The sequence below is a fragment of the Devosia sp. genome, assembly GCF_014860165.1.
Taxonomy (GTDB): domain Bacteria; phylum Pseudomonadota; class Alphaproteobacteria; order Rhizobiales; family Devosiaceae; genus Devosia.
In genome coordinates this window covers 37759-53882 of the sequence record NZ_JACZKG010000075.1, presented here as the reverse complement: position 1 = coordinate 53882, position 16124 = coordinate 37759, and the positions used below count along the sequence as shown (strand labels likewise).

General features: G+C 64.1%; 14 protein-coding genes. 6 read left to right on the top strand and 8 right to left on the bottom strand.

Annotation, left to right across the window (positions count from 1 at the left end; genetic code table 11):
• Positions 1 to 254: 254 nt before the first annotated feature.
• A complete protein-coding gene (locus IH615_RS19615; RefSeq protein WP_291364583.1) occupies positions 255 to 2054 on the top strand; it encodes an ABC transporter ATP-binding protein in 1800 nt (599 codons plus the stop codon).
• Between the two features lie 199 nt (positions 2055 to 2253).
• On the opposite strand, the gene IH615_RS19610 is transcribed toward IH615_RS19615, so the two are convergent.
• Entirely contained in the window at positions 2254 to 2580 is a 327-nt protein-coding gene (locus IH615_RS19610; protein WP_291364582.1) for a YARHG domain-containing protein, read from the bottom strand.
• Between the two features lie 161 nt (positions 2581 to 2741).
• On the opposite strand from IH615_RS19610, the gene IH615_RS19605 reads away from it, so the two are divergent.
• The 3 genes from IH615_RS19605 (at position 2742) to IH615_RS19595 (ending at position 5451) form a co-directional block, all read left to right on the top strand.
• Entirely contained in the window at positions 2742 to 3665 is a 924-nt protein-coding gene (locus tag IH615_RS19605; RefSeq protein ID WP_291364580.1) for a VOC family protein, read from the top strand.
• A 233-nt stretch (positions 3666 to 3898) separates the two neighbouring features.
• Positions 3899 to 4900, top strand: coding sequence for a zinc-binding alcohol dehydrogenase family protein (locus tag IH615_RS19600; protein ID WP_291364579.1), 1002 nt, complete (start codon positions 3899 to 3901; stop codon positions 4898 to 4900).
• Between the two features lie 8 nt (positions 4901 to 4908).
• On the top strand, positions 4909 to 5451 hold the full coding sequence (locus tag IH615_RS19595; RefSeq protein WP_291364577.1) for a DUF924 family protein: 543 nt from the start codon (positions 4909 to 4911) through the stop codon (positions 5449 to 5451).
• Between the two features lie 33 nt (positions 5452 to 5484).
• On the opposite strand, the gene IH615_RS19590 is transcribed toward IH615_RS19595, so the two are convergent.
• The gene (locus IH615_RS19590) at positions 5485 to 6393 is read right to left on the bottom strand and encodes a sugar kinase (protein WP_291364576.1); all 909 of its coding nucleotides are present in this window, start codon (positions 6391 to 6393) and stop codon (positions 5485 to 5487) included.
• Positions 6394 to 6596: 203 nt separating this feature from the next.
• Between IH615_RS19590 and IH615_RS19585 the strand changes: the two genes are divergently transcribed.
• The gene (locus IH615_RS19585) at positions 6597 to 8063 is read left to right on the top strand and encodes a mannitol dehydrogenase family protein (protein ID WP_291364575.1); all 1467 of its coding nucleotides are present in this window, start codon (positions 6597 to 6599) and stop codon (positions 8061 to 8063) included.
• Here IH615_RS19585 and IH615_RS19580 read toward each other — a convergent pair.
• The 6 genes from IH615_RS19580 to IH615_RS19555 all read right to left on the bottom strand — a co-directional run bounded on the left by IH615_RS19580 (position 8060) and on the right by IH615_RS19555 (position 15129).
• Positions 8060 to 8380: a hypothetical protein gene (locus tag IH615_RS19580; RefSeq protein ID WP_291364574.1), complete on the bottom strand. Its 321-nt coding sequence runs from the start codon at positions 8378 to 8380 to the stop codon at positions 8060 to 8062. The two genes, IH615_RS19585 and IH615_RS19580, sit on opposite strands and share 4 nt — an antisense overlap.
• 48 nt (positions 8381 to 8428) lie before the next feature.
• Positions 8429 to 9583, bottom strand: coding sequence for an iron-containing alcohol dehydrogenase (locus IH615_RS19575; RefSeq protein ID WP_291364573.1), 1155 nt, complete (start codon positions 9581 to 9583; stop codon positions 8429 to 8431).
• A 153-nt stretch (positions 9584 to 9736) separates the two neighbouring features.
• Positions 9737 to 11119, bottom strand: coding sequence for an aldehyde dehydrogenase family protein (locus IH615_RS19570; protein ID WP_291364572.1), 1383 nt, complete (start codon positions 11117 to 11119; stop codon positions 9737 to 9739).
• 158 nt (positions 11120 to 11277) lie between these two features.
• On the bottom strand, positions 11278 to 12639 hold the full coding sequence (locus IH615_RS19565) for a glutamine synthetase family protein (protein WP_291364571.1): 1362 nt from the start codon (positions 12637 to 12639) through the stop codon (positions 11278 to 11280).
• 176 nt (positions 12640 to 12815) lie between these two features.
• Positions 12816 to 14324 carry an amino acid permease gene (locus IH615_RS19560; protein WP_291364570.1) on the bottom strand — a complete coding sequence of 503 codons (1509 nt, stop codon included), beginning with the start codon at positions 14322 to 14324 and terminating at the stop codon, positions 12816 to 12818.
• A gap of 34 nt (positions 14325 to 14358) precedes the next feature.
• Positions 14359 to 15129, bottom strand: coding sequence for an N-formylglutamate amidohydrolase (locus IH615_RS19555; protein WP_291364569.1), 771 nt, complete (start codon positions 15127 to 15129; stop codon positions 14359 to 14361).
• Positions 15130 to 15221: 92 nt separating this feature from the next.
• Between IH615_RS19555 and IH615_RS19550 the strand changes: the two genes are divergently transcribed.
• Complete coding sequence (locus IH615_RS19550) at positions 15222 to 16058, top strand: MurR/RpiR family transcriptional regulator (RefSeq protein ID WP_291364568.1); 837 nt, start codon at positions 15222 to 15224, stop codon at positions 16056 to 16058.
• Positions 16059 to 16124 lie beyond the last annotated feature (66 nt).

Here is a 16124-nt window from a genome sequence, read left to right as displayed (position 1 = left end):
TCCACCGCTTCAGATTTCGAACCAGGGAGGCGTTGTATGGCAGTGACATTCATCCCCCTCCCGCTGGGCGACAAACGACGTTAGGTCGTTTCCATCCGCGGCCCTCCTCGGCCAGACCGAGGACCGCCGCCCGCGGTTTCTTCCTTTCGCAGCCCTGATGATCTGACGGGATCATTTTGCCTCCCGTTCCGGCTGCGCCTTTCATCCCCTGCTTTTGAGGGCCGGTTGCCGGATAACGGAACCGGGCTGCCAATATGAGTCGCAAGAAACTCGATTTCCGCGCCGATGCCTATCGCAACGTGCTCGGCTTCACCTTCCGCCACTGGTCGGGCCGGCCGGCGCTGATCGCCATCATCTGCGTGCTGGTGATCGCCTCGACGCTTGCCGAAGTCATGGTACCGGTGTTTTCAGGCCAGATCGTCGACGCCATTGCCGGGGGCACCGGCAGCGGCGCGGACGCGGCCCTGCGCGCCTTTGCCATCGTGGTCGGCCTGGGGCTGGCCAGCGTCATCCTGCGCTGGTTCATCTTCCAGGGCATCATCCGGCTGACGATCCGCATGATGGCCGACATCGTCAACAACGGCTTCCACCGGGTGCAGCGCTTCTCGACCGACTGGCATGCCAACAGCTTTGCCGGCTCCACCGTCCGCAAGATCACCCGCGGCATGTGGGCGCTCGATTCGCTCAACGACGTGCTGCTGATCGCGCTGTTGCCATCCATTGTCATGCTGGTCGGCGCCACGGTCATCCTCGGCTCCTACTGGCCTGTCATGGGTCTCGTCGTCGGCCTCGGCTCGGTGATTTACATCGGCGTCACGGTGGCTCTGTCCATGGGCTTCGTCTCCCCGGCCGCCAGCCTCGCCAACGCCTGGGACACCCGGCTTGGCGGCGCTCTGGCCGATGCGGTGAGCTGCAACTCCGTGGTGAAGGCCTTTGGCGCCGAGGACCGGGAAGAGCAGCGGCTGCGCCATGTGCTGGGCAAGTGGGACATCCGCACCCGCCGCACCTGGAAGCGCGGCACGCTGAGCGGCACCATCCAGGGCTTCATGATGGTGACCATGCAGGCCGGCATCCTGGGCACGGGCCTCTTGATGTGGCAGCGCGGCCTGGCGACGCCGGGCGATATCACCTTCGTGCTCGCCATGTTCTTCGTGCTGCAGGGCTATCTGCGGGACGTGGGCCAGCACATCCGCAACCTGCAGCGCGCGGTCAATGACATGGAAGAGCTGGTGGCGCTCGACCGGACGCCGCTGGGCATCGATGACGCCAAGGGCGCGAAAGCCATTGCCATCGGCAAGGGCGAGATCGTGTTCGACCATGTGACCTTCCAGTATGGCGCCCACCCGACGCCGCTCTACCGCGATTTCTCGGTGACCATCGCACCGGGCGAGCGGGTGGGCCTTGTCGGCCATTCAGGCTCGGGCAAGACGACCTTCGTCAAGCTGATCCAGCGTCTCTATGACGTGAAGGACGGCGCCATTCGCATCGACGGGCAGAACATCGCTGAGGTGAAACAGGCGAGCCTGCGCAGCCAGATCGCCATCGTGCAGCAGGAGCCTATCCTGTTCCACCGCACGCTGGCCGAGAACATCGCCTATGCCCGTCCCGACGCCACGCGCGCTGAGATCGAGCTGGCGGCTGTCCAGGCCAATGCGCATGACTTCATCCTCAACCTGCCCAAGGGCTACGAAACCCTGGTCGGCGAGCGTGGCGTCAAGCTGTCGGGTGGCGAACGCCAGCGCGTCGCCATTGCCCGGGCGTTCCTCGCCGATGCGCGGGTGCTGATCCTGGACGAAGCCACGTCGAGCCTCGACAGCGAGAGCGAGGTGCAGATCCAGCAGGCCATGGAACGCCTGATGGTCGGCCGCACCACGCTGGTCATCGCCCACCGGCTGTCGACGGTGCGGGCGCTCGACCGGCTGCTGGTCTTCGACAAGGGCCGTATCGTCGAGGAGGGCGACCATGCCGAACTGATCCGCCTCAATGGCGGCATCTATCGCCGGCTGTTCGAGCGGCAGGCGCTGGAGCTGACCAAGGGGCTGAAGATCGCGTGAAACTGAAACGCCGGGGTGTGAGCCCCGGCGTTCTGCTCCTCCAATCGGTGTGAGCGCACATTGACGCCGCCAACTGGGGCCGTCACCCTCGGGCTTGACCCAAGGGCTCTTCACTTGCTGCACGCCCGGTAAGTACAGGGCCCTTGGGTCAAGCCCGAGGGTGACGATCAAGTGCGAGGAGGTAGCGATCACCCGTCCTCTAGTTGCAGCCCTTGGATTTCTCCACCGCCACGATCTGGGCGACGTTTTCCCGCTCATAGGCGTTGAGGCGAACCTGGCCCTGTTCGCTGATCCAGCAGCCCTGGTTGCCGAAGGCACGGCGGGCCCGGTCGGTCTGGAAGCAGTAGCCGTTCTGCTGGTAGATCAGGTTGCGCACCTCCCACAGCGACTGGCAGCTGAGCTGCCGCAGGTCGCTGCGCTGGAAATAGTCGCTGTAGTCGCAGCCGATGATCTCGTAGCAATTCGCCATGGCCGCTCCCGTGCCTGCAAGCAGGGCGACAGCCGCGATCAGACTTCTCAGTTTCATTGTGGCCTCCCAAGTCCTTCCGGAGTTCAGCACGAAAGCGCCGATCGGCAAAGCCGGATCGCATTGCTCACGCTTTGGCGAACAATGCCTTCGCTGGCGGACCAGTGGTGGGCGCGTGAACACCGGCCTATATGCTGGGAAAAGCTGAATTGGAGATCGCCATGATCGACACATCCATACAGACCAATGTGAGGTCTGCGCCCATCCTGCCGCTGACCACGACGCTGGGGCCCGTGCATATCGCCGTGACCGATCGCGCCAGGGCACTCGCCATCTGGCAGGACGTCGTCGGGCTCGATCTGATCGGGGAGAACGGCAACGCACTGATCCTGGGCGCTGGCGGGAAGCCGCTGATCGTGCTCGAGACCGGGGCGCTGCGGCCCGTCGTGCCGCGCACGATCGGGCTCTATCACGTGGCCATCCACGTGCCCCGGCGCGTGGATCTGGCACAGATGGCCGTGCGGGCGCTGCAGCGCAATGTGCGCATTTCCCCGACCGATCACCTGGTCTCCGAGGCGATCTACCTGTGGGACCTTGATGGCAATGGCATCGAGATCACCTTTGAAACGCCCTGGCGTGGCACGCTGGGCGACCCCGACAAGGGCCAGACCTATGCGGTCACCTCGGAGGGCAAGTCGCATTCGGGGCGCGAGCCCATCGACCTGGATGGCCTGCTGGCCGAACTGGGACCTGCCCCTGACCTGGCTGCGCGCATGCCCGATGGTACGCGAATCGGCCATGTGCATGTGCATGTGAACGACCTGCACATCGCCATGCACTTCTATCGCGACGTCCTTGGCTTTGCCGGATTCCTGCTGATTACCTCGTTTGGCATGGGCGATGTCGGGCTCGACTACATGCCTCACACCCTGGCCTTCAACATCTGGTCGGGCCCCAATGCCGGCCTGCCGGCGGCCGGAGCGGCGGGTCTGCGCTGGTTCACCATTGTGGTGCCCGATGCCGCAACGCTCGACGGCGTCAAGGCGCGGCTGCAAGGCGCTGCGGCACCGGTTTCGGCCGTAGATGGCGGCATTGAGACGCAGGACCCCTCGGGCAATCGCATAAGGGTACTGGTGGCGGTCTAGCGCCGACGCGATGATCTGCCTTGATGGGTGGGTTGTCGCGGTATCGACTGGACCACGGTGGCCAATTGAACCTCCCCCTGTGGGGGGATCAAGGGTGGGGTGATCCCCCAGCACCCTTTTGCTGGCCCTCACTTCAGGCGGGACTGCCTGTTCCGCCCGCAGCAGACACAGAACCCTTCCCCCTCCCCAACTAACATGTTAGTCACTCCGATCACTGATCTGGAGAGGATTTCATGCGGGCTATTTCTTGTGCGGCGCCGGGCGAACTGGCGCTGGTCGATATCGAACGACCCGAGCTCAAGCCCGGCTGGGTGCGGGTCGGCATTCGCTATATCGGCATTTGCGGCACCGACTATCACATCTACGAAGGCAAGCACCCGTTCCTGCAATATCCGCGCATCATGGGCCATGAACTGAGCGGCGTGGTGCTCGATGCCAATGGCGCGGTCGCGCTGGCCAATGGCGACGCGGTGGTGGTCAACCCCTATCTGCCCTGCGACCAGTGCCCGGCATGCCTCGAGGGCAAGACCAATTGCTGCGAGACGCTGACGGTTCTCGGCGTGCATGGCGATGGCGGCATGGCCGAGGAAATCGTCATGCCGGAGGCCAATCTCTACAAGGCCGAGGGCCTCAGCCTGCGCGACGCGGCCATGGTGGAATTCCTGGCCATTGGCGCCCATGCGGTGCGCCGCACCGAGCTCAAGCCGGGCTGGCGCGTGCTGGTGGTGGGCGGCGGACCGATCGGGCTGGGAGTCGCCTTCTTCGCACGGATTGCCGGGGCCGACGTGACCGTTCTCGACGCGGCGGTGGACAAGCTGGAGGCGGCACAGGGCTTCGGCTTTGCCGCGGCTTCACTGGGCGAGCGCGATGGCGCCGTGTTCAAGGCCAGGATGGGAACCGGCTTTGATGCCGTCTTCGACGCCACCGGCGCCATTCCGGCGATGAACCAGGCGGTCGGCTATTGCCGCAATGGTGGCGCGCTGACGCTGGTCGGCGTGGTAAAGGGCACGCTGAGCTGGGAGGATCCGGAAATCCACCGTCGGGAGCTGACCATCCGCGCCTCGCGCAACGCGACGCGCGAGGATTTCGACCATGTCATGGCGTCCATCCGCAACGGCGGCGTGCCGACGGACGGGCTTGCCACCCACGCGACGAGCTTTGATGATGTGCCGGTCAACCTGCCGAAATGGGCCCATGAACGCCAGGGGCTGATCAAGGCGATCATCACGGTTTAGGAGTGATCATGCGCACCGCCGAGGACGTCATCCGGTTCTGGTTCGTCGAGCATGGCATGGACGACTGGTTCGGCGGCGAGGCGGAATTCGATGCCGAACTTGCCAGGCAATTCGCCGACACGCATGCGCGCGTCGCCCTGGGGGAGGCCTGGCGCTGGCGCGAGACGCCGGAAGGCCGGCTGGCCGAGATCATCGTGCTCGACCAGTTCTCGCGGCAGCTGCACCGTGGTTCACCGCAGGCCTTCGCACAGGACAAGATGGCCCTGGTGCTGGCTCAGGAGACCATTGCGGCTGGGGCCGACCAGGCCATTCCAACGGACCGCCGTATGTTTCTGTTCATGCCCTTCCAGCATTCCGAGTCGCTGCTGATCCAGGAGGAAGGCTGCCGGCACTTCGTACAGTTCGGCGAGGAAATGCTGAAATTCATGACCGACCACCGCGACACGATCAGGCGCTTCGGCCGGTTTCCGTTCCGCAACGCAGTCCTCGGGCGGCAGAGTACGCCGGCTGAGATAGCCTATATGGAAGAACAGAAGGATCGGGTGTTTTGACCGCCGTCTCTCCCACCGGGAGAGACGAAGTGCCTACTGCAGCAACTTGGGATCGACCAGGGCGCCCTTTTGCCCGATGACCACGCCCGCCACCCTATGGGCGGCCTCAGCCGCTTCCCGCAGGGACTTTCCTGCCAGCCTTGCCGAGAGATAGGCGCCGTTGAAACTGTCGCCGGCGCCGGTGGCGTCAACCACAGTGGCTCCGGGTTTCGGGGCGACCTTCACGCGCTCAGATGCGGTGGCGATCAACGCCTCGCCGGCCCCGTCCTTGACCACCACTTCCTCGACGCCCAGTTCGAGATAGCGATCGGCCGTGTCGTCGACATTTTTGTCGCCGAACAGTGGCGCCTCGTCACCATGGGTGGGCAGCACGATGTCGCACATGGTCGCCGCCGCCGTAAGCACCGCGGTCATGACGCGCGGGCTGGTCCACAGAGCCGGGCGGATATTGGTGTCGAACACCACCTTGGCGCCGGCATCGCGCGCCTTGACGATGGCGCCAAGCAGCCTTCCGCGGGCGCGCGGGGCGAGGATGGCCAGCGTGATGCCGGAAAAATAGACCATGCTGGCGCCATCGACCGCCGCCGCCAGCGCGTCCTTGTCGTCGGCCAGCAGCTTGGCGGCCGAAGTATCGCGCCAATAGGTGAAGTGCCGGTCGCCCTTTTCCTGGTGGATCAGGTACAAGCCGGGACGGCGGCCAGGCACGGTGCGTATGTGGCTGGTGCCGATATTGTTGGTATCGAGGAAGGCGCGGATATCGCCGGAATATTTGTCTTCGCCCAGGCCGGTGAAATAATCCACCGACCAGTCCTCGCCGAGCAGCGCGCGCATATACCAGGCGGTGTTGAGCGTATCGCCGGCATAGCCCAGGCGATACAGGCGATCCTCGCCGCCGCTCATCTCGATCATGCATTCCCCGATGCTGACGAACCGATTTGCCACTACGCGTCCTCCCAATTGGCTATTCGCATAGTCACGACGTCATTCCCGCGCAAGCGGGAATCCATTCTTGTCCAGTCGCAGCAAGGAGTGGATTCCCGCCTGCGCGGGAATGACGTAGTGGATAGACGGATGGTGTAGATACTGCATCTTCCATACAAGATGAAACACCATTATGGTGTCGCATCGTTTTGCCGGAGACATCCATGACGCGTCTGAGCGCCGCAACCCTGAGCCAAGTTCCCGCCGGCGTGACCGTGCCGAAATACGATCGGAGCCGGATCACCCCGGGTATCGTGCATCTGGGCATCGGCGCGTTCCACCGGGCGCATATGGCCGTTTATGTCGACGATCTGTTGGCCCGCCATCCTGATTGGGCGATCGTCGGCGCCAGCCTCCGCCGGCCCGATACCAAGGAGGCGCTGGAGCCGCAGGACGGGCTCTACACCGTCGCGGTGCGCGATGCGTCGGGCACCCATCCCCGTGTCATCGGCTCCATCCTCCGAGTACTCGACGCCAACACCCAGCGCGAGGACCTGCTGGCGCTGATGGCAAGCCCGGCCATCCGCATCGTCTCCCTGACCGTGACCGAGAAGGGCTATTGCCACGATCCGGCGACGGGCGAGCTCGACCAGCGCCACCCCGACATTGTGCATGATCTGGCTAATCCCGCCGTGCCGAAATCGGCGCCTGGCATGCTGGTCGAGGCCCTGGCGCGCCGCAAGGCTGCGGGCATTGCCCCCTTCGCCGTGATGAGCTGCGACAACCTGCCGAGCAATGGCGCGACGGTGAAGCGGATCGTCACCAGGTTTGCCAGCCTGCGCGATGCGGCTTTGGGCGAATATGTCGGCAAGGTTGCCTTCCCCGGCACCATGGTCGACCGCATCGTGCCCTCGACCACCGACGCCGATCGCGAGACCGTCGCCGGCATGATCGGGGCGGAGGATGCCTGGCCGATCATGACCGAGCCTTTCACCCAATGGGTGATCGAGGATCACTTCCCCGATGGCCGCCCGCCCTTCGAACAGGCCGGCGCGCAGATGGTCGAGGATGTCGAGCCCTTCGAGCGCATGAAGCTGCGCATGCTCAATGGCAGCCACTCCACCATGGCCTATCTCGGCTACCTGGCGGGCTACGAATATATCTCCGACGTGATGGGCGACGCCGACTTCGTCAAGCTGATCCACGGGCTGATGACCGAGGAAGCCATGCCGACGCTGGACATGCCGGGCGTTGACCTGGGCGCCTATCGCGACCAGTTGCTCGACCGTTTCCGCAATCCGGCGCTCAAGCACCGCACCTGGCAGATCGCCATGGATGGATCGCAAAAGCTGCCGCAGCGCCTGCTGGGGACAATCCGCGACCGCCTCAAGGCCAACCAGCCGTTCGAACGGCTGGGTTTGGGGGTGGCGGCATGGATGCGCTATGTCGTGGGGATCGACGAGAAGGGCGAGAGCATCGACGTGCGCGACCCCCTGGCCATGCGCATGATGGCCATCGCCGCCGACGCCGGGGATGACGCCGAGGCGCTCTATGTCGGCCTGGTGGCGCTGACCGAAGTGTTCGGCAGCGACCTGGCGGACAACCAGACTTTTGGCGAGACGGTCGCCACCCATCTCGACAGCCTGTTCGAGGTTGGCGTGAAGGCCACCGTTGCCGAAGTCGCCGGCTAGAAACTCACGCAGCCGACTTCGCTGTTGAAATCCGGGTGGTAGATGACGAAGCTGCCGCCGGCCTCGGCACGGTTCTCTGCCACGTCACGCGGTAGCCACTCGGTCACGATCACCGGCGCGAAGGGGTCGCCCGGCGTGTCCGTGGTGACGAGGCAGACCTCCTCCACTTCGGGTGGCGGGGCCATGATCACCAGTTCCGGCGGCAGCAGTTTCTTGGCCTGGCCGGGAGGCATGGGGTGGCCGGGCTTGTGATGCGCCGGCGTATTGGCTACGCCGACGATCAGGGTGAGACAGGTCGCAAGGAAGATCGCGCGCATATCGGGTACTCCATGAGGCCCGGTTCAACGCGCGGTCATACAGTTCGTTCAGACCCGCCCCTCCATGGCCCGGTCGAAAATCTCCAGCGCCCGCTCTTTCGTCAGCTCGATCGGATTGCCACCGGCTGTCGGGTCAACGATCGCCATGTCCCCGATCAGTTCGCGCTTGCTGTTATCCACCTTGAACTCGGCCAGCGTATGCGGCACGTCGAGACGGAGGCGCAGGGCCAGGACGGCGTGCTGGAAGGCCTCGAAGCTGGGGGCGAGCCCGAGATAGGCGGCGAGGCGCGCGATGCGGGCTTCGATGGCCGCATGGTTGACCGCCAGCACATAGGGCATGAACACGGCATTGGTCATGCCGTGATGGGTGTCGTAGAGCGCGCCGACCGGGTGGCTGAGCGCATGGATGGCGCCGAGCCCCTTCTGGAAGGCGGTGGCGCCCATGGCGGCGGCGCTCATCATGTGGCCGCGTGCTTCCACATCGTTGGGATCGGCATAGACCTTGGGTAGGTTCTCGAAGACGAGGCGGATGCCTTCGACGGCAATGCCATCGGCCAGCGGGTGATAGCCGGGGGCACAATAGGCTTCGAGGCAATGCGCCAGCGCATCCATGCCGGTGCCCACGGTGATGAATTTGGGCATGCCGACGGTGAGTTCCGGATCGGCGATGACCACCTTGGGCATCATCAGCGGATGGAAGATCACCTTCTTGGTGTGGGTCGTTTCATCGGTGATGACGCCGGCGCGGCCGACTTCCGAGCCTGTGCCAGCCGTCGTGGGCACGGCGACAATCGGGAAAATGCCCTTGGGATCGGCGCGGGTCCACCAGTCGCCGATATCCTCGAAATCCCACATCGGCCGGGTCTGCCCGGCCATGAAGGCGATGACCTTGCCCACATCGAGCCCCGAGCCGCCGCCAAAGGCGATGACGCCGTCATGGCCGCCCTCGCGCAGCACCTTGATGCCGGCTTCGACATTGGCCGAGATCGGGTTGGGCTTCACATCGGCGAAGACACCCACGGGGATGCCAGCATCTTTGAGGATCTGGATAGTTTTCTGCGTGACCGGCAGGTTGACGAGGCCCGCATCGGTGACCAGCAGGGGGTTGCTGATCCCGGCGGTCTTCAATGCCTCAGGCAGTTCGGCAATGCGGCCGGGGCCGAATTTGACTGCGGTGGGGTAGTTCCAGTTGGCCTTGGTCATTGTCGCCTCGTTGTTTCCGGGCCTTTGGCCCTGCACCACCGTCATTGCCGGGCTTGTCCCGGCAATCCATCGCAGGATCGCGCTGGCGGTGGCATGGACCACCGGGACAAACCCGGTGGTGACGATTGGGGAGGGCGCAATGCCCCCCAGAATTTACACCCGCTTCAGATGATAACTCTTCGGCTGCGTCAGGTTGGCATAGCCGATCTCGCTCAGCGCGCCGCCCTTGCCGGTATCTTTGACCCCGGTCCAGACCAGAGCCGGATCGAGATAGTCGCAGCGATTGGCGAAAACCGTGCCGGTCTCGACCTGACCGCCGATTTTCGCCGCCGCATCAAGGTCCTCGGTCCAGACAGAGGCGGTCAGGCCATAGGGGCTGTCATTCATCAGGGTAATGGCCTCGGCATCGTCGGCCACCTTCATGATGCCGACGACCGGGCCGAAGCTCTCTTCACGCATCACGCTCATCTGGTGGTTGACGTTGGTCAGCACCTCGGGCGCCAGATAGGGCGAGCCTGGCTTGTCGAGTTCGTGGCGCGTGTTGAGGTGCCTGGCAGCGCCTCCGCGCAGAGCCTCTTCGGTCTGCTGGCGCACGTGGTCGGCGAAGCTGCCGCGGGCCATGGGGCCGACAATGGTGTCTGCGTCGAGCGGATTGCCCAGCGTCCAGCCGCGCGCATTGTCGATGAAGCCCTCGACGAAGCGATCATAGACCGCTTCATGCACATAGATGCGTTCGACGCCGCAGCAGGACTGGCCGGAATTGAAGAAGGAGCCATCGACCAGGTTCTCGACCGCATTGTCGATGACGGCATCGGCCCGCACATAGGCCGGGTCCTTGCCGCCCAGCTCGAGGCCGAGCGTGGCAAAGGTGCCAGCGGCGGCCTTTTCGATGCGACGACCGCCTTCCACCGAACCGGTGAAATTGATGTGGTCGATGGCGCCCGAGGCGATGAGTTTTTCAGTATCGGCATGGCCGAGGACCAGGTTCTGGAACAGCCCAGCCGGCAGCCCGGCGCTTTCGGCGGCCATGGCGAAGCGTTCGCCGGCCAGCAGCGTCTGGCTGGCATGCTTGAGCATGATCGCATTGCCGGCCAGCAGGCCCGGGACGATGGAATTGACCGCGGTGAGGAAGGGATAGTTCCACGGGGCGATGACCATGACGGTGCCGAGCGCTTCGCGGGTAATGTAGCGGGTGAAGCCTTCCTTCTCGGGCCGCATCGAGGGCGCGAGGGCTTCGGCGGCCAGCTCGATCATGTAGCGGCTGCGTTCCTCGACCCCGCGCTTCTCGCCGCCGAAGCGGATGGGGCGGCCCATCTGCCAGGCCAGTTCGGGAACGATCTCGTCGTTCATGAGCAACAGGGCATCGACCAAATGCGTCAGGATCTTCTGGCGTTCGGGAATGGTGGTCTCGCCCCAGGCACGACGGGCCGCCTTGGCGCGGATTACGGCGCTGTCGATCTCGGTCGCGCTGGCCAGGGGTCGCTCGGCATAGACGCTGCCGTCGATGGGGGAGATGATCTTGACCGTTTCGGTCATGGTGTTTGGCCTTCTATCTCAGCGTCATTCCCGCGCAGGCGGGAATCCATTCTTCCGCAAAGGTGGATTCCCGCCTGCGCGGGAATGACGTCGTGGGTGGTATGCGACGCAGTGGTGGCCAGGTCTTTAGTGCCTGCCGGACGGGGCGACAATCGGGATCAGCTCCGCTCAAACCCGCGTTTCAGCTCCCAATCGGTCACCCGCCGATCATACTCGAACTGCTCCCACTCCGCCGTATGCACATAATGGCCGATGACCTGTTCGCCAAACGCGTCCTTAAGCATCTTTGACTTGCGCAGCGTGTCGGTCGCCTCGCGCAGCGTCTTGGGAATCTCGCGCAGCTTCTTGGTGATATAGGCGTCGCCGACAAAGGCCGGCTCGAGCGGCATCTTGTCCTCGATGCCCTTGATGCCGGCAGCGATCAGGGCCGCGATGGCGAGATAGGGGTTGAGGTCGGCGCCGCCCATGCGGCATTCGACGCGGATGGATTTGGAATGCTCGCCGCAGAGGCGGAAGCCGGCCGTGCGGTTATCCGGCGACCAGATCGCCTTGGTGGGCGCGAAAGTGCCCGCCTGGAAGCGCTTATAGCTGTTGATATAGGGCGCGAGGAAATAGGTGATGTCGCGCGCATAGGCGAGCTGGCCGGCCATGAAATGCTTCATGAGGTCGCTCATGCCGCGCTCGTCCTTGCCGTCAACGAAGAGCGGCTTGCCGGATTTGTCGGCCAGCGACATATGGATGTGGCTCGATGAGCCAGCGAGGGTGTAATCCCACTTGGCCATGAACGTCACGGCCTTGCCCTGTGACCAGGCGATTTCCTTGGTGGCGTTCTTGAGCACCACATGGCGATCGGCCATGGTGAGGGCATCGGCATATTTGACGTTGATTTCTTCCTGGCCGGGGCCCCATTCACCCTTCGAGCTTTCCACCGGAATGCCGGAAGCCTGCAGGTGCTTACGCAGGGCCCGCATCACGCCTTCTTCCTTGGTGGTCTGGAAGATGTGGTAATCCTGAATGTAGTCGCCCGCCGTCTGCGCCCTGGCATGGCCATTTTGCGCGATGGTGCGGTAGTCCTCGTCGAACAGGTAGAATTCGAGCTCGGTGGCCGCATTGGCGGTGTAGCCCATGGCGGCAAGGCGCGCGATCTGCGCCTTGAGGATGGCGCGCGGGCTGTGGACAATCGGCTCGTGATGGTGGTGGTCGCTGAGATCGCAGAGCACGATCGCGGTGCCGTCGAGCCAGTTGGCCTTCATCAGCGTATCGAGGTCCGGCTTCATGACGAAATCGCCATAGCCCTTGCCCCAGTTGGCGGCCTCGTAGCCGGGGACGGGCTCCATGTCGATATCGTCGGCGAGGAGATAGTCGCAGCCATGGGTTTCGTCATTGGCGACTTCGAGGAAATACTCGGCCTGGAAGCGCTTGCCGATCATCCGCCCCTGCATGTCGGGGAAGGCGACGAGCACGGTATCGATGCTGCCCGCTGCGACGTCCTTGCGCAGTTCGGCAAGAGTGTAGGCCATGAAAATCTCCTCGTTTGGTCGATCCCCGCCGGGTCATCCCGGCGCAGGCCGGGATCCATGTCCGTGGTGTTCCGCATGCACCCAGCGCGGGGAAGGGTCACCGCATGGATTCCGGCCTGCGCCGGAATGACATCGGGGGTGGGAGGGCGCAGTGCGTGACCGCGCCCTCGTTAGCTTTACGCCTTGTGCGCCAGGGCGAACTCTTCCTCAGGCGACAGGATCAGCTTGTTGCGGCCGATGGCGGCGAAGTAGACGATGCCAACAGCGCACCACAGCACCACCCAGATCACGCCCTTGAAGAAGTTGGGGTCCTGCATCTGGTAGTACAGCGTTATCGCCGCGATGATGATTGTGACGATGGCGCCAGGAATGCCCAGCGGCGAGCGGAACGGCCGCTCGATATTGGGCTGGTTGCGCCGCAGGATGATGAAGCTGAGCGCCTGCATAATGTAGCTCAGCATCGCGCCAAACACGGCCATGTTGAGCAGCACCGTGCCGATGATGTCGTCGCCCAGCTGGGTTTCGCCACCGCCGCCGCCGCCATTGGCGAACCAGATGATCAGCATCACGGCCAGGCCCAGCAGCGCCCCTGATATCATGGCGATATGCGGGGTCTTGTACTTTTCATGCGTCACCGAGAGGGCCGACGGAAAGTAGCCGGCACGGCTCAGCGAATAGACCTGGCGGCCCTGCGCATAGAGGATGGTGTGGAACGAGGCGATGAGGCCGGTGAGGGCCACGATGCCCAGGACCGTTGCGCCCGCATCGCCATAGATGGCGCGGAAGCCGTCGAGCAGTGGCTCGAGCGAGGTGCCGAGCGCGAAGCTGCCGATGCCGTTCACCGACGGGTTGAGCAGCACAATCATGAAGGCCGACAGCACGAGCGTGGCAAAGCCCAGCAGGATGCCGCGCGGCAGGTCACGCTTGGGATCGACCGATTCCTCGGCAGCCAGCGGCACCTGCTCGATGGCAAGAAACAGCCAAACCGCGAAGGGCAGCGTGGCAAGCACGCCCTGCCAGCCAAAGGGGAACCAGGAGCCGTTGCCCTCAGGCAACTCGACGGCCTTGCCGTCTACGCCGACACCGATATTGAGCGCCCAGCGGCCAAAATCCATGTTGGGAATGGCCGAGATCCAGAACACCACCAGCACGGCCAAAGAGATCAGGGTGACGACCAGCGTCACCTTGTAGCTCAACGCCACGCCATAGATGTTGAGAGCGAGGAACACCGCGTAGAAGACGATCCACAGGATCGGGTAGAGCGATGTATCCATGCCGGTAATCGAGCCGAAATAGCCCGATATGAAGGTAACGATCACCGCCGGGGTAAGCACATATTCGACGTTTTCAAAGAGACCCGTGACGAACCCACCCCATGGCCCCATGGAGGTGCGGGCGAAGGAATAGGCCGCCCCGGTATGGGGCAAAGCAGGGCTCATTTCGGCGATCGAGGAGACCAGGCCCATATACATGATGGCGATGATGCCGCCGGCAACCAGCATGCCGCCCCAGCCGCCGGTGGCAAAGCCGAAGTTCCAGCCAGAGAAATGGCCGGAAATCACCGCGCCCACACCCAATGCCCACAGCGACCAGATGCCGGCATAGCGTTCGAGCCCGCGCTTTGCGAAATAGTCCTTGTCGCGCGTCGCATAGGCGACACTGCCGACCCTCTTGGTATCAGTCATAGTCACGTCCCCCTGAAGTAGCCCACGGTTAAGTCTAGACTGCCATTGCCCCTTTGCGCGCCTGCCGCGCCGCTTCGAGGCAACGGGCCAGCCGGGTCGACCACAGGGTCACGCCGGCAGGTTCGAGAATTTCGTCATTGCGGATTTCGATCATGGTGGCGTCGAGCCCCCGCCCGTCGCCATGCTTCTCCAGCGTCAGGGTGACGCCGTTGAGCGCCGCATAAGGCTCGTTCCAGCCGATGTTGAGGCCGGGCTCCGCATCGGTCAGCGCATCGAACAGCGCCCGGGTATAGGCGGGGTCCGCGCCATGGATCAGCCCGATGGGCCAGGGCCGCGCCACGCCGTGATAGACCGGAGTGAAGGAGTGCATGCAGACCAGCACGGTTTCCTGTCCGGCATGGCGCCGCGCCTCCAGCAGCGTCTCGATGGACGCATGGTAGGGCTTGTGGAAATGCTCGATCCGATACTGGCGCTCCTCGGGAGGCAGGTTCTCATTGGCGGCGATGCGCGTCGTCTCGGACAGGGTCCAGATCAGGTCCGGTGCATCCAGGTCGCGGTTGCAGTCGATGACGATGCGCGACACGGTGGATTGCACCAGGGGGGCATCCAGCAATTCGGAAAGCCGGCGGCTGACGGCCAGTGCACCCGGGTCCCAGGCGATATGGCTCACTCGTTCGGCCTGTGTGAGGCCCATCGTGCCGTACTTTTCCGGAATGCGGTTGCTGGCATGGTCGCAGACGATGACGAAGGGCGACCGCCCCCGTGCATTGGAAACCAGCACCGCCTTTTGCCCGCCAATATCCATTTAGCCTCTACGCATGGCCGATTAACTTCTGTATCAGTAGTTCCACATTGCTCAAAACTGTCAATGCTGAAATCACAAATTCAGAGGGGCGCATGGAGGGGAAATCGGTCGCGGGGCGTATCCACGACGCGATCCATCGGCTGACGGCAGCGGAAAAGCGGGCGGCGCGGGGGCTTCTGGGGTCCTATCCGACCTTGGGCCTGGCCCCGGTCGCCGAGTTCGCCCAGCAGGCCGGCGCGAGTTCGGCCACCGTCCTGCGCTTCGTGGCGCAACTGGGCTACAAATCCTATCCCGATTTCCAGCGGGCCCTGCGCGAGGAACTAGAGGAACGCTCCAAGTCGCCCCTGCAGCGCAGCCAGTCTGCCAGCGGCCAGCCGGCGGGGGACAAGAATTTTCTCGACCGGTTCGTGACCCAGGAGATCGAAAACCTGCGCGGTTCGGCGTCGCTCATCCCAGCATCCGAATTCGAGGAAGTCTGCGAGCGGCTGGCCGATACAAGAGGGGCCTGCTGGCTGGCCGGCGGCCGGTTCACCGATTTCGTCGCCGGCTATATGGAGGCCCATCTGCGCCTGATCCGGCAGAGCGTGCGGCGGCTCGACGGGCGCGTCGCCACCCGCGCCGACCAGTTGATCGACGTCAAGCCGGGCGACGTCGCCATCATCTTCGATGTCCGGCGCTATGATCCGGGGCTTGTCGATGTCTCCGTCGAGCTGGCCGCCCGCCGGGCACAGATCGTGCTTGTTACCGATGAGTGGATGAGCCCGGTCAGCCGCTTCGCCAAGCTGGTGCTGCCCTGCCGGACCGATATGGGGCGCACCTGGGACGCCAATGGCGCGCTGTTCACCGTGGTCGAAGCGGTGATCGCTCGCACCACCGAACTGAGTTGGCCCACCGCCAGCAAGCGGATGGGCAGCATCGAGGGCGTGTAGGGGATGCCAAGGGTGTCCTCATGTTGAATTCACACGCTGGATCGTTACCCTCGGGCTTGGCCCGAG